The 21348-nt window shown below is 58.2% G+C and carries 23 protein-coding genes and 1 pseudogene; 12 read left to right on the top strand and 12 right to left on the bottom strand.

Features of this window, described 5'->3' with window-relative positions:
- Positions 1–888: 888 nt before the first annotated feature.
- The 9 genes from ACN0VH_RS16430 to ACN0VH_RS16390 form a co-directional block, all read right to left on the bottom strand.
- A complete protein-coding gene (locus tag ACN0VH_RS16430; protein WP_122072284.1) occupies positions 889–1551 on the bottom strand; it encodes an HNH endonuclease in 663 nt (220 codons plus the stop codon).
- Complete coding sequence (locus ACN0VH_RS16425) at positions 1541–2764, bottom strand: AAA family ATPase (RefSeq protein WP_122072283.1); 1224 nt, start codon at positions 2762–2764, stop codon at positions 1541–1543. The genes ACN0VH_RS16430 and ACN0VH_RS16425 overlap by 11 nt, the downstream gene beginning before the upstream one ends.
- Positions 2765–3194: 430 nt before the next feature.
- Positions 3195–3404 (bottom strand): hypothetical protein, encoded by a 210-nt coding sequence (locus tag ACN0VH_RS16420; protein WP_417701313.1) that lies wholly within the window; start codon positions 3402–3404, stop codon positions 3195–3197.
- A gap of 270 nt (positions 3405–3674) precedes the next feature.
- Positions 3675–4772, bottom strand: coding sequence for an AAA family ATPase (locus ACN0VH_RS16415; RefSeq protein ID WP_417701311.1), 1098 nt, complete (start codon positions 4770–4772; stop codon positions 3675–3677).
- Between the two features lie 121 nt (positions 4773–4893).
- Entirely contained in the window at positions 4894–5244 is a 351-nt protein-coding gene (gene tnpB / locus ACN0VH_RS16410; protein WP_065323015.1) for an IS66 family insertion sequence element accessory protein TnpB, read from the bottom strand.
- Positions 5241–5645 carry a hypothetical protein gene (locus ACN0VH_RS16405; protein WP_417701308.1) on the bottom strand — a complete coding sequence of 135 codons (405 nt, stop codon included), beginning with the start codon at positions 5643–5645 and terminating at the stop codon, positions 5241–5243. Before ACN0VH_RS16405 ends, tnpB begins: the two co-directional genes overlap by 4 nt.
- A 75-nt stretch (positions 5646–5720) precedes the next feature.
- The gene (locus ACN0VH_RS16400) at positions 5721–5915 is read right to left on the bottom strand and encodes a hypothetical protein (protein WP_417701307.1); all 195 of its coding nucleotides are present in this window, start codon (positions 5913–5915) and stop codon (positions 5721–5723) included.
- A gap of 441 nt (positions 5916–6356) precedes the next feature.
- Positions 6357–7034: an MFS transporter gene (locus ACN0VH_RS16395; protein WP_417701305.1), complete on the bottom strand. Its 678-nt coding sequence runs from the start codon at positions 7032–7034 to the stop codon at positions 6357–6359.
- Between the two features lie 358 nt (positions 7035–7392).
- Positions 7393–8340, bottom strand: a complete 948-nt coding sequence (locus ACN0VH_RS16390) for an AraC-like ligand-binding domain-containing protein (RefSeq protein WP_278923873.1) — start codon at positions 8338–8340, stop codon at positions 7393–7395.
- A gap of 156 nt (positions 8341–8496) precedes the next feature.
- Here ACN0VH_RS16390 and ACN0VH_RS16385 point away from each other — a divergent pair, with 156 nt between their 5' ends.
- A complete protein-coding gene (locus ACN0VH_RS16385; protein ID WP_417701302.1) occupies positions 8497–9522 on the top strand; it encodes a carbon-nitrogen hydrolase family protein in 1026 nt (341 codons plus the stop codon).
- Between the two features lie 43 nt (positions 9523–9565).
- Here ACN0VH_RS16385 and ACN0VH_RS16380 read toward each other — a convergent pair whose 3' ends face one another.
- The gene (locus tag ACN0VH_RS16380; RefSeq protein WP_278923875.1) at positions 9566–10480 is read right to left on the bottom strand and encodes a GlxA family transcriptional regulator; all 915 of its coding nucleotides are present in this window, start codon (positions 10478–10480) and stop codon (positions 9566–9568) included.
- 135 nt (positions 10481–10615) lie between these two features.
- Here ACN0VH_RS16380 and ACN0VH_RS16375 point away from each other — a divergent pair, with 135 nt between their 5' ends.
- From ACN0VH_RS16375 to ACN0VH_RS16365, 3 genes are all read left to right on the top strand, one after another.
- Positions 10616–11386 (top strand): MBL fold metallo-hydrolase, encoded by a 771-nt coding sequence (locus ACN0VH_RS16375; protein ID WP_417701300.1) that lies wholly within the window; start codon positions 10616–10618, stop codon positions 11384–11386.
- Positions 11387–11388: 2 nt separating this feature from the next.
- Entirely contained in the window at positions 11389–11790 is a 402-nt protein-coding gene (locus ACN0VH_RS16370; protein WP_417701298.1) for an ester cyclase, read from the top strand.
- Positions 11791–11896: 106 nt separating this feature from the next.
- Positions 11897–12223 carry an aspartate/glutamate racemase family protein gene (locus ACN0VH_RS16365; RefSeq protein WP_369011409.1) on the top strand — a complete coding sequence of 109 codons (327 nt, stop codon included), beginning with the start codon at positions 11897–11899 and terminating at the stop codon, positions 12221–12223.
- Between the two features lie 328 nt (positions 12224–12551).
- On the opposite strand, the gene ACN0VH_RS16360 is transcribed toward ACN0VH_RS16365, so the two are convergent.
- Positions 12552–13568, bottom strand: a complete 1017-nt coding sequence (locus ACN0VH_RS16360; RefSeq protein ID WP_278923878.1) for a LacI family DNA-binding transcriptional regulator — start codon at positions 13566–13568, stop codon at positions 12552–12554.
- 150 nt (positions 13569–13718) lie between these two features.
- Between ACN0VH_RS16360 and ACN0VH_RS16355 the strand changes: the two genes are divergently transcribed.
- The 6 genes from ACN0VH_RS16355 to ACN0VH_RS16330 are packed head-to-tail and all read left to right on the top strand — an operon-like array spanning position 13719 to position 19612.
- Entirely contained in the window at positions 13719–14732 is a 1014-nt protein-coding gene (locus ACN0VH_RS16355; RefSeq protein ID WP_417701296.1) for a TRAP transporter substrate-binding protein, read from the top strand.
- An 11-nt stretch (positions 14733–14743) separates the two neighbouring features.
- Positions 14744–15271, top strand: a complete 528-nt coding sequence (locus tag ACN0VH_RS16350) for a TRAP transporter small permease (protein ID WP_278923880.1) — start codon at positions 14744–14746, stop codon at positions 15269–15271.
- Positions 15268–16545: a TRAP transporter large permease gene (locus tag ACN0VH_RS16345; RefSeq protein ID WP_278923881.1), complete on the top strand. Its 1278-nt coding sequence runs from the start codon at positions 15268–15270 to the stop codon at positions 16543–16545. Before ACN0VH_RS16350 ends, ACN0VH_RS16345 begins: the two co-directional genes overlap by 4 nt.
- Positions 16546–16552: 7 nt before the next feature.
- Positions 16553–17092: a VOC family protein gene (locus tag ACN0VH_RS16340; protein ID WP_278923882.1), complete on the top strand. Its 540-nt coding sequence runs from the start codon at positions 16553–16555 to the stop codon at positions 17090–17092.
- Position 17093: 1 nt separating this feature from the next.
- Positions 17094–18356, top strand: a complete 1263-nt coding sequence (locus tag ACN0VH_RS16335) for a RuBisCO large subunit C-terminal-like domain-containing protein (protein WP_417701293.1) — start codon at positions 17094–17096, stop codon at positions 18354–18356.
- On the top strand, positions 18356–19612 hold the full coding sequence (locus ACN0VH_RS16330) for a four-carbon acid sugar kinase family protein (RefSeq protein ID WP_417701291.1): 1257 nt from the start codon (positions 18356–18358) through the stop codon (positions 19610–19612). Before ACN0VH_RS16335 ends, ACN0VH_RS16330 begins: the two co-directional genes overlap by 1 nt.
- A 217-nt stretch (positions 19613–19829) precedes the next feature.
- Here ACN0VH_RS16330 and ACN0VH_RS16325 read toward each other — a convergent pair whose 3' ends face one another.
- Positions 19830–20186: a hypothetical protein gene (locus ACN0VH_RS16325; protein WP_417701355.1), complete on the bottom strand. Its 357-nt coding sequence runs from the start codon at positions 20184–20186 to the stop codon at positions 19830–19832.
- On the opposite strand from ACN0VH_RS16325, the pseudogene ACN0VH_RS16320 reads away from it, so the two are divergent.
- Positions 20166–20336: pseudogene (locus ACN0VH_RS16320) on the top strand (IS481 family transposase); the annotation flags it as partial. The gene ACN0VH_RS16325 and the pseudogene ACN0VH_RS16320 sit on opposite strands and share 21 nt — an antisense overlap.
- A 343-nt stretch (positions 20337–20679) precedes the next feature.
- The gene (locus ACN0VH_RS16315) at positions 20680–21348 is read left to right on the top strand and encodes a TetR family transcriptional regulator (RefSeq protein ID WP_278923885.1); all 669 of its coding nucleotides are present in this window, start codon (positions 20680–20682) and stop codon (positions 21346–21348) included.

The following is a 21348-nucleotide window of genomic DNA, read 5'->3' as shown; positions in this document are numbered from 1 at the left end:
CCGATCACGACTGTCTTTGCAGTTTATGACGTTAAAAGTTGTATCGCGTCAACTTTGCAACTGAAAACGATGAATTGTAAGTGACATCTTTGATTGAAGCCTGAGCTAGTCTGCGAATGGCCACAAACGATGTTTTCTGCCCGGCCAAATTCCTCGAGAGCCGACTTTGGCGCAGCCGAAACGAAACGGCACTTCTCCCGCATTGCAGCCCTCTGGCCAAGAAAAATGCTGCATAATGTGTCGAACGGCTGCTTCGGAGAAGCTGCGCCGCAGCGCTTGGACATCTGACCAACAGCAGGTGTGGGCCGTTCTCGTCGATGAGGCCGACCTGGACAAAGGGCGGGGATCTAGCTTTGGTCGAACCAGCGGCGGATGTCGGCACAGCGCAGATTGCGACCTTTGCAAAGTCGAGCTCACCCGGCCTTCCGGGTGAACCTGAACGCCCCAGAGCTGCCGTTCGCCAAAAGCCGCCAAGTCGCAGCGGAGAATCCCCTAAGCGGACTATTGCGGCCGCCCGCAGCGTTCTGGGTATCCGAAGAGCGTCCACACAAAGCTACGCCGCGTGCTGGCACCTAATCGTGGGCCGAGTAGCGCCAAGTTGATAGTCCACGGAAACTAATCCTCCGCCTCTCTCGTCGGCTTTCGCTTCTCCCGCCACCGATAAAATTGCCTTTCGGCATCCGGACCTGCGCTGAATCCCCATACGGCACCGCCAATCGCGAACACGGTCATTCCTGCTACAGCACCAAATGGCCCTCCCACAATTCCAGTGCCAGCTCCGATCATTGCACCTGCTGATCCTCCTGCAAGAACACCAGCGACTCTAGCTTTCATGATATTTCTCCCCAGATTTTATGGGCGTATAGCCCCTTTGGTCAAAGTCGAAATCTACTGTCCAAAGCGCTCCGCCAAGGCACGAGCTTCAATGGCACCCTCGCCTAATATCTCTTCTTTCTCAATCGCGCCTTGCGCCTCGTCAAAGCCGTCGACCTCAAGCCCTCGAAGATTGAAGAACTCGTAAGTGTACTCTGCTTTCTCGCTGCCTGCATGCCTAGTAAATTTTTGCACAATCGTACCATCAGCTTGCGTCATGCTGTGGCTGATATGCTCTACGTAGTTGTCGAAATTGGGATGGATCAGGCGATAATTGTCACTTTTCTGGAACGCTTCTTCGTCAGCTCCGTCGATCACGAAGTCGACGCGTTCCTTTTTATATTCCATGTTGCACCGCTTACAAGAGATGCCCAGATTCCAAATTGTAAAAGTGAGAGGCCGGTAAGCAGGGACGCTTTTAGGTAAGACGTGCTCGCGGTCGATCATGAAGTGACCAGCTCCACCCAAGAACCGCCGACAGTAGCAGCATTGGTTATTGTGTCTGTTTAGATGAAACCCCTCAATTTTTTTCTTTATTGCCTGTACATCTGTGTAGTGCGGATGATTTGTTTTCACATCCCACGGTTTCGCAGTCGCGAGCACCAATGTGATCACGGTAATTTCGTCAGCAGTTAATTCAAATTCGACTAACGCAGGGGTGTAAGCATCATCCATCATCGACTGGCCCCTCTGCCAGTTTGGCTTCAATCTTGCTCACCAAATCGCGAACCGCCCTGAAGAAGCTCTTCTGGCGTTCGTCGAAGCTTTCCCTTTCCATTCTCTCGACAAGCGACAGAACTTGGTATTTTGAAATTTCACCTTTTTCAAATAATGATATTTCATCGACAATACGCTCACTGACAAAATGGTTGGCAGGTGTAATCACATCGAAAGCCTGCCAAAGTACAGCTTCAATGCTGTTGGGAAGGATACGCGTTGCATCCAAGTTGAGAGGCTTTGGGTATCCGTGTCGCACTTCAATTATGGAAACAAGACCAGGATAGCTGGCCAACCCGCCGGTAACAACGAGCGGCGCGTGCGTTGCTATAACCACGGCAGCATTACGAAAATTCATAGCAACCAAAATTTTCTCGATATAGTCCCGCTGCCAACTGGGATGGAGGCTGTTTTCAGGTTCGTCGATTATGATCAGCGGCTGGTCCCCAACATTAGTGATCAAGAACAACATAGTTGATATTAGCGCAAGTTGGCCAGAACTGGCGTGCTCCATCTCAATTTCAACGCCACCTTCTTTGCGTTTGAGAAGCACATGAATTCTACGGATCACACCCAAGCGGCGTAGAACTGTTTCCAACTCGAGGACATAGGCAAACTCACGGGTGCGGCTGAATTCATAGGCAGAGCCTCCTGCATCCATCCATATTTTTTCTCCGCGCTCATATCGGTGTAGAAAGGAGACTGCCATCTCAACGACATGGCCTTCGTCAGGCTGGTTGAGGCTTTGTGTAGAGCGATTACGATGAATATAGTCGAGGATCGCTGCGTGCCATTCGTCAGGCATTATCTTGGACTTTTTGGCGAATTCGATCTCGAAGCCAAACCTAGCCTCGTAACCGCAATGGTCTAAAATTGCGCTAATCTGATAATAGGTAGAGCCAGTTTCCCTCAGCGAATCTGCAACTGCACGCTTTACAATCTGCGGCGGCGATTGATTGCTCCTGCCTGCTGATACCCGTTTCACGTTGCGCAAGCCTGCGAACCGGTCATGGGGTGTGTTGCAAACAATTGTAACGTCACGAACTTTGCGACTGTGCTTAGCAAGGTCAAGAAGCAAAGAGCTTTTTCCAGAACCGTTAGGTCCGACTAGAATGGAAACCGACTCTTTTGAAGTAACAAGGTCTCTGATGCCGCGCTTATGAATGACTACCATGTAGAAGAGTAACCTTTCACCTGATCAGAAAGCATTTTTTTGGCCGCCCTCATGTAGCGCATGCCGGTGTCGATTCTGTGTTCATTTTCAGTCTCGCAAGAGTTTCGCTTGCGATCATAAGTTGAAGTGGTTTCAATTGAAACACTCAAGCGGCGCAAGCCGAGGAAAGGGCGCTTGAGTTGCCTATTTCTGCCCTTTCTGTGTCGCCATGTGTGGGGCTCATGCGCGTTTATGCGAACAATCACAAACTGCCACTTGCTCTGCTTTGACTTGTGTCGATTGATCAAACACTTAATATTCTTGATACTGAAGGTCCGCTTTGGCAGTCTGTACGATTTCCAGCCGCGCCGCCGTCAATGGCTCCTCTCCGTCCGACCTGCTTGAGCAACCTTCATGCCAGGATGACAGATAGCAGGTCTGCTTAGGGCTGTTAGCAGGCTTTGATCGAAAGTTTTTCACCTCCACAAAATGAGCAGCGCTGCTTGGCTCTAGAGAAACCAGAAAACTCGGCTAGTTCCCTGGTTTTGTGGTTCGCATGTTGGCGCACTGAGAGCTCAAGCTTTTGAGCGATGCAATCATCACAAATACAACTTGGTGAGACGGCTTCCACGAGATCTCTTACGGTGTCGAGCACGGTCATAGGCTTCCCCTTCTTAGAGGCTAGACTGTACCTATCCAAACGGCCTCCGCAAGGTCCGCATTGGGCTGGGGGTAGCCATCTGCGGTCCTGGCACGAAGAGCCAAGTCTGCCAAAAATGGCATCTCTTTGGCTCAACTACAAAAGGTATGCTTGCCACGCTTCGTCGATCTTCGAAGAAGACGTAGGATTAACCTGGGAGCCGGACGAAAGGTTGCTCCCCGGCAATTTCGCGTTCTCCTGACTTCAAAAAAGCCGATGCAGCCAGCCCACTCAGTGAAGCGTCCCCGCCGCCTCCAGTACCTGTCCCCTTTCCAGCATCCTGGTCACGTGTCGCAAGTTCAGCTGGTCGGTGCGGCTGGCGGTTTCCAGCGCCTCGGCCAAGGCGTCAACAGAGGGCTGGCTCAGTCCGCGTTTGTAGCCCTCCCGACGGGCAAACTCGCTCAATTGGGCAGATGAGACCTGCGAGAGGCGAAGAACATCAAGGCGGCTGAGAAACGGCGCTGACAAAGTGGCCAAGGAGTTGGAGGTCAGGATCCAACTGATCCAGGACATGTCGAAGTTGATCTGAAAGTATGGGCACTTCCAGGTGGCCGCCGAAGATCGTTCCAAAAGAGGCAGTAACCCGTCCTGCAATCCGTAGGTCTGCCCGTTCGTGGAAGTCGGTTTGCCCGCCTTCTCTATTTCGTCGATGACGATGATTGGGTTCGCGCAGAGGCTTTGGAGGATGGTTTGAATGGGACGTCCCGGGAAGGTGGTACCCCAACCTTTTTGCGATCCATTGATCACGAAGGATGCCTGCTCCGCCGTTCCCTCGATCGTGCCACGCGGCACGCCCAGATGCCGACCAAGCTGGCGGGACCACATGCTTTTGCCGATCCCCGGCGGCCCGTCGAGGAGAACAGGTGGCAGGCGGAACCCGGGCTCACCGACCTGAACGGACCGACGCATCGCCTTCCAGAGGAAGTCGGTCGCGGGCGCCATCCAGGGCATATCCGCGTGTATCGCGGCGGCGATCTCATCGGCGCGGTGTTCGCTTTTGATCTCGACAAGATCCACCCCATTGCGGAGCACCGCCAACTTGCGCTTGTCATCACTGGAAAGATGGCTGGTGCCGGACAAAGCGTTTCGGCGCTGCACAAGGTACTGCGCCCTGCGAAGGATCTTATTTCGGTCATTGCTAGAAATCTGCACCTCGCTCAAATCACCTTCCCAACGGAGGGCGTCCGCGAAGTCTCCCGGTGCCTGTGGCGTCACCCCGTCACGCACAGCTCTGAGCTTTCGAAGATGTGCCTCGAAGCGGCGCTTGATACCCATCTCGTCAAGGTCTCCATCGGGGAAGCTGGCATCGATAAACTTGATTTTGGTCATTTTTGATTTTCCAGATGTAGCACGCGGAGTACTTCGAAGATCGAACTCTCGCGCGTCTGGATCTCACGGAGCCGACGACTGGTCGCACTCCGGTCATCCCGTCGTTGGAATGTCTGTTGAATTACAGAAACACGGGTTTATGGCTGGGGGAGGCCGCCACCTTGGTCCAATCGATGCCGTCGAAAAGGGCGTCGAACTGAACTTTGGTCAATGTAACGGGGCCGGTTTGCGGCTTTGGCCAGGTGAACCGCTTGCCCTGCAGCCGTTTCATGATCAGGACTAGACCGGAGCCATCCCAGACAAGGATCTTTAGACGATCAGCGCGCCGAGACCGAAACACGTAAATTGCGCCGGAATAGGGATCGAGCTGGAAATTGTTCGCGACACAAGCGGCGAGCCCATCCAATCCTTTTCTAAAATCTACAGGCTGCGAGGCTAGGTAAATTTTGAAATTGCTGGCTGGAGAAATCATTGCGCTGCCCTCACAGCCCGCAAAATCTCCACAAGGTGACCGGCGGGATAGCCTTGGGGTATCTCGATCGTTGCGGAGCCGACGCTGATCTTGCAGGAGGCGCCATTCTCCCGCGAGGCAGCGACAGGCATCGATGGCTGGTTTGTCGGTAAGGTCCTAGGAGTGACGACTTCGACAAAGGCGGGACCGTCCGACAGACGTTCCGCGTTCTTGACCCAGAGCGCCACCAGGGATTTGTTGGCGCCGATCTCCTCGGCCGTCTCCCGGATCCCGGCCCCCGCCAGGATTTTCTGCACGGCCATCGAGCGCAGTTCATCAGGCCATTTACGCCGCCCGGACGAGGACACGGGGACCCTGATCCCCCAAACTTTCGCCTCTTCCGGAGCCATTCCATCCAGCATTGCCACCTCCTTGCATTAGGTGGCGCCAGTATCGCAAACCCCTTATTTTATTGAAACATGGGGTGTTTACACCGCTTACTCTTGATGCGAGGTGCCGACCCCGACAGCAGAACTGTCGCCGATGATCAATAGACGGAGGTCAGGGCCCTGCCCGCTGACACCATCGCGGCGACCGGAAGGATCAGCCAGGTGCAACGCTGAACGGCGCACAAATGCGCCTTGAGCGACCAGAACTGGAAACAACAGAATTCGTACTGCATGGTCTAACATGTCAGGCTCCAAAACGAGACGCGTTACGGCGAGAGTGACACGGAGAGAGATCATACCGAGCTTCCGTATCGTCCAGAAACTCGTCCGCAAAGCTCGAGAAAATATTTGTTGGTTCTATTGTATATGCTATCGCGTCATGCGGAATTGACGGTAATCAATCGCATGCGCTCGTACCCAGAATTGGCAGTCGTCTGTGCAGGTTGCAGCACCGATAAGTTCAGGCTCCTGACCAGCCATTCGCTGCGGTCTGATCGAATGCGCGCAAAGGGCCGACCAGGCTCGTACATAGTGTTTTTTGGCCAAGAGGACTGGCGTGCTATACTGTTACAAGTGGGCCAATCGGCTATTTTTCTGGGAGGATATCGTCAGACAAAGGCAGTTGCGTTCTGCCTCTGGGCTGACTAGCCTGGCAAGATAATCGCTCGTCGGGTTTGGGTCAGGCTACATTCGGAGGGCTGAGAAAACTTGACAATGCCCATCGGCTCTTTGTCTCTGCGCATCAACATAATGAAAACCCGGTATAATAGAAGTTGCGACGCGACCAGCACTGCTGCAAAGACTAGTGGCGCGGGTTGCCACCCGGTCAGTTATTGCATCCAGCCAGCAATCGGCGGCATGAAGGTCGTCCCGAAATAAAGCCAAGTCTGAAAAATTCCCATTCCGATGGCTCGGCTTTCGGGCCGCAGTGCCACGGCTGGCAAAACTAGGATGACCGCTACCGGCAATCCCATCAACAGCCCAGACCCCAACAGCGCTGCAACCGCCAGACCCGGATGGTCCAGCAAGGGCAGACAACTCGCCCACCCACGACAACAACCGGCCGACCATGAGCCCCGTGACGTCCGGGGAAAGAGCGGCGACGGTAGCGCCCAGTGTCATCGCGAGCAGGCTTAGAACGATCACACGTTTGTCGCTGAACCGCTCTCCCAGCATGCCTGACGGGAAAGCCAAGAAAATTCCCGGCGCGTAGTAAAGCCCAATCAGCATGCCGATTTCGCCAAGGGACAGACCGACTTCCATTTCTAGGCTCGGCCCGATAGCAGCAATTGATTGCACCTGAAATCCAAGGCTCAATCGTGCGACGGTCAGAATCAGAAGCGCCCGCCATCTTTTCGGCATTCAAATAACCACTCGGTGAGAGGGATTTAACGGCGTATGTTGAAGCCAATGCGGTTTCAAGGGGCAGGCTATGTGCGCTTTCAAGACGCCTTCGACCGGCGCCAATCCGCAGCGGTTCACGGGAATTGAATACGAAAGGCAGAAATCGCGCAAAGGAAGACTTTTGTTTTGCGTGGTGTGACTTAGGCCTTCGCTGCAAAAGCGCACCTTGCGAGTTGTTCGAAATCCGATGCCGCTGAGTGAAGTGCGGCCTAGCAAGTCAATCGCGGAAAACAAGTCACGAAATTTGGCAGTCTCTGCCGCCAAATTTTGGCGCAATCGGTTTGCTATCAGGACAGGCTAAACCGCGTAAAGTTCGTCAAGTGTGCCGTGCAGCGCGTGGCGATTGCCCGAACCGAGCTTTGAAGGCACGACTGAAATGTGCCATGTCGTTAAAACCCCAAGAAAACGCAATGCTCGTCAAGGTGCGGCTCGATTGCCCGGGGTCAATCAGATCGCGCCGCGCATTCTCCAGCCGCTGCCCCCAAATCCAACGACTGACCGTTTCGCCCTCTGTGTCAAAGGCACGGTGGACCGTGCTGACATCGACCCCTTGCGCAGCCGCTATCATACCGACACAAAGCTCCGGGTCGCACAGGTTTTGCAGGACATAGGCCTTGATCGCGGCGCGGCGCGCCCCTGACGCGGTTTCCTCCGGTCGGGCCTCGGCGCCGGGCAGCGACAGCAACCCGGCGGTCAGCAGCCCGCGCAGCGCCTCTTCCATCGGGCGTGCGGTCGCGCCGTCCGAAACACTCTGTGCATTGGCCACGGTTTCAACGGCGTGTAGCACGGCGCGGCCGATGCTGGACCCACCCGGAATGCGCCGGGCGGTCAACCGATCCGGCGACGTCAGTTGCGGGCGCAGGACATGGCCTGGTAGAGCAACGACATACTGAGAGAAATCCTCGTCGAAAGTCAGGTCGTAGGGCCTCTTGGTGTCATACAGCACGAAATCCCCAGGCGCGAGCGTCGCCACACGCCCGTCCTGCACAACGGTGCAACGCCCGCGTTTCTGGATGCTGAACAGCAGCTTGTCCTCTTCGTGGCGGGCGATGCTGCCCAGCGTGCGGCGGACCTTTTGCGCGGCGGCGCGCACCTGCGTCACACCGATTTCACCGACTATGCCCGACTCGATCTGGCCATAGAACGGTGCCTCTTGGTTGCGGTGTTCGCAGTCGAGCGAGGTGTATGTTCGGCAGACCGCCTCGATCCAATAAGACAGGCTTTCCCTTGGTGCGACCGAGGATGTGGTCCAAAGCGTTTCCATGACAAAAGTCTATCCGAGCCGCGTTTCCTGTCCAGCAATTTGCAGTGGGCTGCAACTCTCAGTCAAGTTTTGCGCGGCGGGTAGACAAGCTGGGGCGACGGCTCTCCGATTAAGATGGTCGCGGAACATAAAGATATGTCCGACAAGGAGACCCAAATGACCAAGCAAAACCCCAAGTTTCGCGCCGCCGCGGTTCAAGCCGCGCCGGTCTTTCTCGACCTCGAAGCGACGGTGGACAAAGCCATCGGCCTGATTGAACAGGCCGCGCAGAACGGCGCCGAGCTGATCGCCTTTCCCGAAACCTTCATCCCCGGCTACCCGTGGTATATCTGGCTCGACAGCGTCGCGTGGCAGATGCAGTTCGCGCAGCGCTACTTCGACAACTCTCTAGAATACGGCTCACCACAGGCCGAACGCCTTGCCCGCGCTGCGCGCGACAACAAGATCATGGTGGCCCTTGGGCACTCCGAACGCGACGGCGGCAGCCTGTATATGGGCCAGTGGATCATAGGTCCCGATGGCCGCACCGTCTCCAAACGCCGCAAGCTGAAACCCACCCATGTGGAACGCACGGTGTTCGGCGAGGGCGACGGGCGTGACCTGTCGGTGCATGACAGCGAACTGGGCAAAGTCGGCGCGCTGTGCTGCTGGGAGCATCTCCAGCCGTTGACGAAATACGCCATGTTCGCTCAGAATGAGCAGGTCCATATTGCCGCGTGGCCGAGTTTTTCGATTTTCCCGGGCGGGGCGTACCAGCTTGGACCCGAGGTCAACACCGGAGCCAGCCGCGCCTATGCGGTCGAGGGTGGCTGCTTTGTCATCGCGCCGACCGCCATCGTCTCTCCCGAGATGTCCGAGATCATGTGCGACACCGACACAAAGAAGGCACTTTTGGCCGTTGGGGGCGGCTATGCGCAGATCTATGCGCCGGACGGTCAGATGATCAGCAATACCCTGGCGCCCGAGGAAGAAGGGCTTGTCTACGCCGATATCGACCTTGGCATGATCTCTTTGGCCAAAGGCCCAGCGGACCCGGCAGGGCATTATTCGCGCCCCGATGTCACGCGCCTTGTGCTTGATCGCAGGCCGCGCGACGCGATGTCGGTCCTGAGTTCGGACAGTCCGGCGCGTGACGCCACTAACGAGTTGCCCGAGGAAGAACCTGACCTGAAGGCAGTCTGACAAATGCGTGCATAACCGGCGCATGGGATTTCTCATGCGCCGGTTATGCATGAAATCGGCGGCGATAGTCGCCCGGCGTCAGTCCAACGATTCGGTGAAACACCTTTCGGAAAGAGCCGGTGTCGGAATAGCCGACCTCCCACGCGATGCGCTCGATAGGCTGGCGGCCGAATTGCAGCAGTTCCTGCGCCTTGGCGATCCGAAGGCGTTGGGCGTATTCGGTGGTCGTCAGGCCGGTGGCCTTCTGGAAACGCCGCAGGAAGGTGCGCTCTCCGAGACTGGCCAGATCGGCCAGCTTTGCCAGGCGCGCGTCGCGCCCTTCGTTCGCCTGAAGGAAATGCTGCGCCTTCAGGACCTCGGCATCGCCATGGGTCATGCGGGGCACGAAGCCGCTGTAATAGCTTTGCTCGCGCCCCGGCGGGTCCACCAACATCATCCGTGCGGTCTGCGCCATGACCACCGGGCCGAGGAAGCGGTCCACTAGTTTGAGGCCCAGATCGGTCCAGGACATCAGCCCGCCCGCCGAGATGATATCGCCCCCGTCAATGATCAGGCGGTCTGGGTCCAGCGGCACATCCGGAAAGCGGTCGCGAAAGGCATCGGCATAGGCCCAGTGGGTCGTCACGGCCCGCCCATGCAGCAGCCCGGTTTCCGCCAGCAAAAAGGCCCCGCCACAGACCGAAGCCAGCACTGTACCCTCGGCATGGCACGCGCGCAGCCAGTCGGCCAACGGCGCGGCGGTTTCGGGTGCGATTGGTGCTTCGAGTGATGGGGGCAGGATCAGCACGTGACAGGGTTCGTCACCCGGCCTGTCGGGCGGCGCGTCCAGCGTTCGGACCAAAAGCCGGTCCTTCTGGCTGACCATTCGGCCAGCCACGTGGAACAAGTCCGCCAGCCCCATCGCCGCCGACGTCTGCACCCCCGGATACAGAAGGATGCCGATTCTGAGCTGCTCCATTTGTCGATATCACCCCGCTTTATGTCGATTGCGCCAATAGCGAAAACCGTGACCTTTGGCCAGATTGGCGTCAAGAGACGCGCGAACGGCCCGAAACGGTCACGCGCGCTCATTCGGCACAAAAGGAGACAGCCCATGAAAATCCACCAGATCCGCAATGCCACCCTGATCGTGACCTATGCCAAAAAACGCTTCCTCGTCGATCCCTACCTGGCCGACAAGGACGCCTATCCCGGCTTCGAAGGCACGTTGAATAGCGAGATCCGCAACCCGCGCGTGGCGCTCAGCACGCCGATGGAGAAGATCCTCGACTTCGACGCGCTTATCCTGACACACCTGCACCCCGACCATTTCGACGAAGCCGCGATCAAGCTGCTGCCACGTGACAAGCCGGCCTTCGTACAGGACTATTCGGACGCAGAACTGATCAAGGCCCTTGGCTTCACCGATGTGCGCCCGCTGGGCATCGAGACCACCTTTGAGGGTGTCACCCTGTCGCGCACCCGTGGTCAGCACGGCTCGGAACAGGCCTATGTCTACGCCGCCGAACTGCTGGGCAACGTGATGGGCGTGGTGTTCCGTGCCGAGGGCGAAAACACGCTGTATCTTGCCGGTGACACCGTCTGGAACCAGATGGTCGCGACCAACCTCGAAATGTTCAAGCCGGATGTGATCGTGCTGGCCGCCGGTGACGCGCAGGTGCCGGGCCTTGGCTCGATCATCATGGGCACGGACGACGTCAAGACGGTGCATGATGCGGCGCCGACCGCGCAGATCGTCGCCAGCCACATGGAAACCGTGAACCATTGCGCACTGAGCCGGGCCGACCTGCAGGCCTTTGCCGAGGTCAATGGCATGACCGACCACCTGTGGATCCCCGCGGACAATGACGTTCTGGAGTTCTGAGCATGACCGAAGCGAACAAAGCGACCGTCCGTGCCTTCTACGAGGCCATCAACGAGCAGCGTTTCGACGATCTGGCGCAGTATTGTCATCCCGACTTCGTGTTCTACCACCAGGTGGACACGCCGCACCCCGGCGTCGCAGGCTTCCGGGCGTCCGAAGAAAAGAACTTCGCGGCCTTCGATGACTGGCAGATGCCGATTGTCGAGCTGATCGCCGAAGGGGATCAGGTTGCCTCCTACATGATTTTTGAGGGGATCCACGCACGCGACTGGGCGGGAATTCCCGCGTCGGGGCGAAAGCTGAGGTTTTCGCTCTTCATGAAGTTGACCCTCAGGGATGGCATGATTGTGGAAAAGCGCTCCCATTTCGACCGAGCCGATATCCGGCAACAACTCGCCGGATGACAGCGGCATCCGACACGAAGCGGTCTCGATTCCGCCGCCCGAGCCCCGTATCCGCGCAGTGACGGCTCCGTTTGGTCCTACCGGGATCTAGACGCCCAAGGACGCGGTGATCGCCGCCAAGGCCACTTGCGCGGCGATCACCGAGGCGCTGGTCCCTGATGCGGCCACCATCGCATGTCTCAGCGATCCAGGCCTTCTCCGTATCCGGCAAGGGGGGATCTTCCCCGTTGTTGGCATCGCAGCGGTCGCAATGAGCAGGGCTGTAGAACTTGGTCCCCGATACTCGATCCTGACAGTCGCCCCGACGACAGTCCCCGGCATACGGGCACTTGCCGAAGCCTGCGGAATGGCGAAACATCTAACAGGCGTACACGCCTTGCCGACCGGGGTCTCCAGAGCCAACACACCGGTGACCAAACCCCTCGTGACATGACCGAGTTGGCCCGGAAGGTCCTTGTCTCGAACCAGCCCGACGTGATTGTCCTGGGCGGCGCGATTACGGCAGGTATATCACACCATCTTGCGCCGGAGCTTTCGATTCCCGTGCTGGATGGCCTGTCCTGCATCATTCGACTGGCTGGAAGCCTGGCGACGCACGAGCAGCGGCTTCGGATATGACCCAAGGGTCAAGACGTACCCCCCCTGAAAAGCTCACAGTTTGAAGGCGCACCAGGCCGGGATGGGATGGAAGCCAAGGGACTGTGCCGCTCAGCATGAAGGTACCAAACCCCTGCCTCGAAAAGAGAGCACTTATGGGAACCTCAGGGCAGGTTTTCCTTGAAATAGATATCGAACTTCAGAGGATCGGGCGGCACTTCAGGTGCAGCCAAGGTTCTGATCGCTCGGTCTATCAATGCATCCGGGTCCTGATCGAAAACCGCATCCATCGTCCCGTCTAAGAGCGCTCGCCGTGTGTCGGTAGTCAGCCCATGGCCCACGAAAACCACGTCGTCTCGCCCAAGTTCACGCAGCGCCCGAGTGATCCCGCTGGACGACCCACCGACATTGTAGATCCCAACTAGTTCCGGCTCCTGCTCAATCAAAGACTGCGTATGACGGTAGTTTTCGCCCGCATCGTCATGACCTTCACGCAGACCGACCAGCCTGAGCCCCGGAAACATCTCTTCGATCACACTCAGAAAGCCTGCCTCGCGATCACTGTGCGCACGGTAATTTCGACTACCCGCCACCAGCGCAACGGCACCGTTGCCGCGTCCGGAAAGCCGCCCGACGAGCAATCCCCCAGTGCGGCCAACGGCATAGTTATCCAGCCCAACATGAGCGACACCGGTTCGTTCACCTAGGTTTGATACGATGGTGACAAGATTTACACCCTGGCCTGCGATTTCGGCCGCCGCCGCCCGGACCTCAGGATGTTCGATGGCGAAAAACGCGATGCCATCGGCCCATCCTGCGCTCTTGCGCAGTGCAGTTGCAAGCGCACCGGCATCGAAACTGTCGATGAAGTAGCAGCGCAAGAACGGATCGGTCGTACCGGAGCGCCCGATACGGTCGCGCACCCGGTCGCCCAGAAGCCGCAGATAGGGATTGGTCCCAGCGGGCAGCAGAACAGTCACGTTCATCGGCCTCGCCGCTCCGATGTGCGCGACCTCGTCCTCACCAAGATAGCCGACCGCGCGCGCCGCATCCAACACCCGGCGACGAGTGCGCTCCGCCACGCCCTTCCGCCGGTTTATAACCCGGTCCACCGTTGCCATGGAGACACCTGCGCGTGCAGCAATGTCTACAAGAAGCGGCTTTTCCCCAGTGTCAGGCATACCAACCCCTCAAAATCCATCATTTCAATTTTCTGGACCAATCATGCCCCAGATCACTAAACTCGTCAAAGCCGTCGTATTTTGGGAGGAGGCGCGTCAGTTTCCGAATGACACCCCTCAAAATACATCACATACTCTGGGAGGAGAGAGATGACACATTCATTCAATCTGAACCGCCGGTCCATGCTCGCCTTGGGCGGTGCGGCCCTTGCCGCCCCCCTGGTCGCTTGCCCCGCACTAGCCGCCACAACCCTGCGCTACGGTCACAACAATGAAGTCGCCTCGGTCGCTGGCGCTCAGGCCGACTGGTTCGCAGATGCTTTAGGCCAGACTTCGGGCGGCGATATTGAAGTGCAGGTATTCCCGAACTCGCAGCTGGGTAAACTGCAGGAACTGGCAGAGGCGGTGTCGCTTGGCACCATCGCATTTTCCCACAATACCGCAGGCGCGCTCGGCTCGCTTTACCAGCCCTTTGCCGCGCTCGACACGCCGTATCTTTATCGTGACATCGACCACCTGATGGCAGTGACGGACGTGGAAAGCCCAGTGATGCAGGAGCTGAACAAGGGACTGATCGAAGCTGCAAATGTACGTGTGATCTACGCCCACTATTTCGGACGCCGGAACCTGACGTGCAACAAAGCGATCATGAGCCCTGCAGACCTTCAAGGCACAAAGATCCGCGCTGTGCCCTTCCCAATCTACACCACCGCCGTCGAAGGCATGGGCGCCGTGGCCGTGCCTGTCGACTGGTCCGAAGTTCCCACCGCGCTGGCCACCGGGGTCGTGCAGGGGCAGGAAAATCCTGTCAACGTGGTCCTGAACGTGAAACTCTATGAGGTGCAGAGCCATCTCATGCTGACTGGCCACATGTCCAACGCCGAAGTCGTCGTGATGAACGAAGATGTCTGGCAGGGTTTGTCTGCCGCCGAACAGGACGCCGTCCGGGAAGCAGCAAGCCAGACCCGCGAGAAGGCGACCAAGGCCATTCTCGACAACGAAGCCGGCGAAACCCAACAGCTGCGCGATCTCGGCATGACCGTAATCGGCGAAGAGGACGGTCTCGACATCGCGGGCTTCCGCGACGGCGTGTCCAAGCTGGTCGACGCGCGTTTTGGAGCGGAATACGGTGACCTTTACGCCAAGATCGCAGCGGTCGGCTGATGACACGGAAGATGCCCACTCTTCGCATCGCGCTCGGGCGGGTTGCGGGGATCGGGGTGGGGCTTGGCCTCACCCTGCTTGCCCTCATGGCCAGTCTCGTGGTCCTGCAGGTCGCGGCGCGCAATTTCTTCGATCTCGGACTTCCATGGGCCGACGAACTGGCGCGATTTTGCGGAATTGGACTGGTATTTCTGTCCGTTCCTGCACTCGCTGGCCGCCAGGCGTTGGTGTCGGTGACACTGCTGCCCGACCTGCTGAGCAAGCGTCCGGCCCGCTGGCTGGCGCTCCTGTCCGACATCGCCACCCTCGCTTTCGGTGTGCTGCTCCTGTGGAGCTTTGCCGAATTCTTGCCTCGCGCCGGTAAGTTTCTGACCCCTGCAATGCGTGTGCCGAACTGGTTCTATTATTCGCTTGCTCTGACCGGATCGCTCTTCATGACACTTGTCGCCCTGGAACGCACAGTCGCCACCCTGCGCGGCAGGTGCCCGTCGGCACCCTATGGCGAACCCTCTGCCGAAGAGGCGCTGGAGACCACATGACCGCCCTGCTACTGACCCTCTTCGTTGTCTTGCTCGTTGCAGGCGCGCCAATCGCGGTTTGCCTAGGCCTCTCTTCGGCGATTGTGATCGTCACACAAGGTCTACCGGTTTCGGTGCTGGCACAACGCAGTCTGAACGCACTCGACAGTTCGCCATTGCTGGCCGTACCACTCTTTATCTTCGCCGCTTCGCTTCTGAACGCGACCGGCGTAACCACTCATCTTTTTGACCTCGTGCGCATGGTTCTGGGCCGTATCCGCGGCGCTGTGGCCCAGGTATCGATCCTCGTATCACTGATTTTCTCAGGCGTCTCCGGTGCCGCGCTTGCCGATATCGGCGCATTGGGCAAGATCCAGATCGACCAGATGACGCGCCAGGGCTACAAACCCGAATTCGCCTCTGGCCTTACCGTTGCCGCCGCCACCATCGGTCCGATTTTTCCGCCTTCAATCCCGATCATCATCTACGCCAGCGTCGCCAATGTCTCGGCCGTGCAGTTGCTGCTCGCCGGAATCGTACCGGCGCTGCTGCTGACCGTGTTCCTGATGATCCAGGTCGCCATTGTTGCCCGTACCAAATCCCTGCCGCGCGACGACATCGCCGCGCGCCCTGCAGATATAGCAAAAAAAGCCGTCATCTCGTTCCCGGCGCTTCTCGCCCCCATACTGCTTATTACGGGCCTGATGTCGGGCTATTTCGGTCCAACCGAGGTGGCAGGCGTCACTGTCGCCTATGCCACTCTGATCGGAATCTTCATCTATCGCAGCCTGACACTGCGCGGTTTCATAACCGCCCTACGGGAAACCACCACAGCCACCGCGAACATCCTCTTCGTCGTGGCAACTGCAGCCCTCTTCGCCTGGGTTCTCACGCTTGATCAGGTCCCGATGAAGGTCTCTGGCCTTCTCCTTGGCCTGTCCGATAACCCACTCGTGCTGCTGCTTTTGGTGAACGTGCTCCTGCTGGTCGTCGGTATGATCCTCGAATCGATTGCAGCGATCCTCATCATCGCCCCCATCGTGGCTCCGGCCCTGACCATGGTCGGCGTCGACCCATTACAGCTCGGGATCGTGTTCGTCCTGAACCTGATGATCGGGCTGCTGACCCCGCCGGTGGGAATGTCGCTCTATATGATCACCATCATTACGAAAATGCCGATCACCCGCGTCATCGCCGGCGTGATCCCCTTCTTCCTCCCACTACTCCTGAGCCTCCTGGTTGTCACTGCCATTCCGGCACTGTCCACATGGCTCCCTAACACACTGATGAAATGAGGCGCGCATGAGCAATCTACTCGGCCCGATCCGCCAACTTGGTATCGTCGTGGACGATATCGAACAGGGAATGAAGCACTGGTCTGACGTCATGGGCGTTGGCCCGTGGTTCTATAACCCGCAGGTTCCGATCGTGGATTATACATATGATGGGCAAAGCTACGAACCGCACAACTCGGTCGCGCTGGCCAACTCCGGCGACATGCAGGTTGAGCTGATCCAGACACGCAACGACGTACCTTCGATGTATCGCGACTACATGCAAAAGGGGCTGCGCGGACTGCAACACGTCGCTTTTTGGACCAAGGATTTTGATGCCGACCTGGCCATGATGAAGGAGCGAGGCTTCACCGTGAAGATGTCAGGCTGCGTCGGCGAAAACGGGCGCTTCGTTTATTTCGCCGAGGAACATCACCCCGGCACCTGTATCGAACTATCTGAGGTGATGGGCCCCAAAGGGCGTCTGTTTGACTTGATCCGAGCAGCGTCTGTCGATTGGGATGGTACCGATCCAATCCGCCCGTTCCCGGACTTCTCGGCTATCTGACATGAATTGCATCGTCGCAGAGTATCTTTTGGAAACCCCGTTCCCCCTGGCCGATGTCGCCGCAATGATGGCTGGCGAACAATCTTCCGGCACCTTCGTGCGCGTGGCGGGCGAAACCGACGAATTGCGTGCGCGATCAGCCGCCGAGGTTCTTAGCATCGAAGAATTGGGCGAGCTGCCCGCCCCGACGCTTGCCTCCGCCTATATCGACCGCAAGGGCGCGCCAGGTCCGGCGAAGCGGGCCCGCGTACGTATCGCCTTCCCTACAAGAAATATTGGGCGCAACTTGCCCACGCTAGCGGCGACCGTCTCGGGAAATCTTTATGACATCGGCGAGATCACCGGGTTGAAACTCCTGGATATTTCAGTTCCGGCGGAGTATCGCGCGCGCTTCCCCATACCCGTGCAAGGGATCTCGGGTACCCGGGCGAGTCTCGGTGTGACCGGGCGGCCCGTTTTTGGCACCATCATCAAACCCAACGTCGGCATGCACCCGGATGCCATTGCGGCGCTGGTCGGCGACCTCTGCGCTGCAGGCGTGGATTTCATCAAAGATGACGAGGTCTGTGCCAACCCTGACATCGCACCGCTGTCCAAACGCGTCCCCCTGGTCATGGAGGCAATCAAACGGGCAGAGGACGCCTCGGGCCGCCGTGTAATGATGGCCTTCAACATTACCGACGAAGTGGACGCAATGCGCCGTCACGCGGACCTCGTGGCCGCACATGGCGGCACCTGCGTCATGGCTTCGCTCAACTGGTGCGGTCTTTCGGGAATCGAGAGTCTGCGCAACCATACTGACCTCGCCATTCACGCTCACCGGAATGGCTTTGGTGCCATGAGCCGTCACCCAGCGCTCGGAATCGCGTTTCCGGCATATCAGGCTCTGTTCCGGCTCGCCGGTGTCGATCATATGCACGTGCATGGGATCGGTGGCAAATTCGTGGATAGCAGGGACGAGGTGACCGAGGCCGCACGCGCCTGTCTCGCCCCGCTGACCCCAGGTGCCGACGACCGGGTCATGCCCGCGTTTTCCTCTGGCCAATGGGCCGGCACGCTGCCTTCTGCAATGGAAGCCTCGCAGAACGAGGATTTCATGTTCATGTGTGGCGGAGGCATCCTCGCCCATCCCGGCGGCCCGTCCGCCGGCATCGCCTCGCTTCGTGAAGCCTATGCGGCGCTTGCAGCCGGCGAGGACCTCGCGACTGCGGCAAAGGACCATGCAGCTCTTGCCAGCGCTCTAGATTTCTTTGGGGCAAGCTGATGGGCGCGCGCATCGTTTTCATCGGTGACGATTTCACCGGGGCCTCGGACAGTCTCGCATCCTACGCACGACGTGGGCTGCGGACACGGCTTGTCACGGGTCATACCACACCGCAGGGAAACCTCGATGTATTGGGCGTTGCGACGGACCTCAGATCGCTCTCTCCGGTACGCGCGCTGGACACCTTGCGCACGCTCTGGCCGATGATCGAAGCTGAAAAGCCCGAGGTTATCCATCTCAAGGTCTGTTCGACCTTTGACAGCGCGCCTGGGGTTGGCTCCATCGGGGCCATCGCGCGTGAGATCCAGCATCTTTTCGAGCCTGAAACGTTTGCCGTCATCGGCGGACAGCCGAGCTTGGCGCGATACTGCGCTTTTGGCAATCTCTTCGCCCACGGCCCGGGTGGCGCGGTGCATCGCATTGATCGCCATCCCGTCATGGCCCGCCATCCCGTAACACCAATGAACGAAGCCGACCTGGGGCTCCACCTCGCGGCACAGGGACTGGATCTGCCGGTGCGGATCCTTGTATCCGACCTTGATGAGTCTGCAACAGTGGCTGAACGCTTGGGCGATGGTCCTGCGCTGGTCGACAACACTTGCGCACTTGATCAGCTTCACATTCGGGCTGCACTGGACCGAATACCAGGTCGTAAGCTGCTCGTTGGCGCCAGTTCAGTAGCGGAGATCCTCGGCGATCAGATCACTGAACTGTCTCCCGTCACGCTGCCCCCGCGCGACGGGAGCACCCTAATCTTCGCCGGGTCTCGCTCTTCGGTGACAGCGGCACAGGTTGCAGCGGCCACCGAGTTCGAGTGCGTGGCTCTGTCCCCAGATCTTCTGTCCGAAGATGGCGCAGCGCAAAGGATTGCCAGGAGCTACCCCAAGAACAAGGATTTGCTCCTCCACCTTGTTCCGGACGCCGATTATTGCTGTGAACCGGCAGTGCTTGCTGACGCCTGCGCAGCTTTTGTGCAGGATTTCGTGGCAGCCCGTCCTGTGCGTGCGCTCGGGCTTGCTGGGGGCGACACTTCGAGCCGTATCGTGACTCGGCTCGGGTTCGACGCACTCGATTTCCACCGGGATCTTGGTCAGGGCGCTTGCGTTTGCATTGGACGCCACGGGGATCCCTCACAAGATGGCTTGCCCGTGATGCTTAAAGGCGGACAAATGGGGGCAGTTGGCTTGTTCAATGATTTTACGGCCCAAAGCAAGGCAGACCTAAAGGATGTGTCTGCGAAGGCCGACAAGGGTTGATCCCTGCTGCCGCACCTGCAGTTAGGCATCGCTGCACCTTGCGCGAATGTCGCGAAGAGCTGTCAGCGGACATATGCCGCCCCCAGGGAACTCGACGACAATACTGGGTGCTCAGAGCAATAAGAGCTGCGCCCAAAGCCCATGCGTGGAAACCCCAGGCAGTGTTCCGCCTGGGGGGGCGGTCTACCCGTACATCTGCAGAGCGCAGTTGGTGAAATCAAACGAACTCGAAGTATTCCCAGATCTGCCCATGCAACACAGTTTGGTCGAAACTGATGGTGATGGCATCACCGGTTGTGCCAAAGCCGATTTCGAAATTGCCGCTACTGGAATCCCGGGTGACATGAATACCTTGGGTGGCCATTGCTGCTTCTACTTCCTCGGCGCTTGCCGTCGCGGTATCAACATCGACACCAAATCCCTGCAGGCGTAGGATATCGCCGCCGAAACGCTGCATGGTGATCCGATAGGCGTGCGGCACAATGACCGTCACTTCTTCGATCTCGATATTCGCGGTGCTCTCGACCCAAGTGACGTTCTCGCCAAGTTGAGACATGATCAGCTGCGCACGCATCTTGCCGACTTCATGGACGCATACAACTTCGCACGCAGTTTAAAGACCCTGAACGGCCTCACACGCTGCGAATACATCTGCAAAATCTGGACTTCAGAGCCAGATCGTTTCATCCTAAATCCGATCCACCAGATGCCGGGACTGAACACCTATGAAGCAACAAGGGCGCTTTGGCGCGGAACCGGACTTGCGGCGGTGCGGCACGCAAATCTTGACCTTGCAGGCTTCGGCGCGACTACCCGGATGACCGGTTCCAGCCCCAAAGCGGACGCGGCAGCTACCACCGCTCGCTCTCGACAGCTCCAGCAGGGAGGGCGGTTGGACTAAGCCGCTCTGCGGCAGGGGCGCTTCTGGCTGATGGCGTGCAAGCCCGTAGCGGGGGGTATGCGACCTTTCTGACCTGCCTGATGATTGGGGCCTTCTCATGACCCTAGAAATAGACAGTACGATCAGGTAGATATCTAGAAGCTCTATTCATCAGTTGGCGCATCCTATGTCAAAGCCGAGACCACCGCGAAAGCCACGTTCTGATGCGTCAGAAACCACGCGTTACAATTTGCTGTTAGCTGCGCGGGAAGCCTTTGCCGAGGCGGGGCTGGAAGGGGCGCGGGTGGATGATATCGGGCGGCGCGCCGGATCCAACAAGCAGCTTGTGTATCATTATTTCGGCAACAAGGATGGGCTTTATACTGCCGTTCTTGAACAGGTTTATTCCGAGATTCGCGAACGGGAGGCCGCACTTGACCTAAGTGCCTTTCCTCCCGAAGAAGCGATGCGGCGGCTGATTGATTTTTCGTTCGAACATCTGCGCGACAATCGTGATTTCGTGCGGTTGCTGGCTGACGAAAACACCCATGGCGGGCGGCATTTGATCGGGCTGGACACGGTGCGGGACGCCAACTCAACGATCATCGAACTGATTGGTGAAACCCTTGAACGCGGCGTGCGCGATGGCGTCTTTCGGCGGGGTCTTGATCCGCTGCATGTGTATCTGTCAATTGCCGGGATGTCGTTTTTCAACTTTGCGAACGTTCACACACTGAGCCGGATTTTCGACCGGGTTCACGACACGCCGGCTGCCCACGCCGAACGGTGCGCCCATATTGTGGATTTTACCCTGAACGCGATCAGGGTGCGTACCGATCCCGGCCTTACCGGCTGA

The sequence above is a fragment of the Pseudophaeobacter sp. genome (genome assembly GCF_048267565.1).
GTDB lineage: Bacteria > Pseudomonadota > Alphaproteobacteria > Rhodobacterales > Rhodobacteraceae > Pseudophaeobacter > Pseudophaeobacter profundi.
This window is presented reverse-complemented; position numbering and strand designations above follow the sequence as displayed.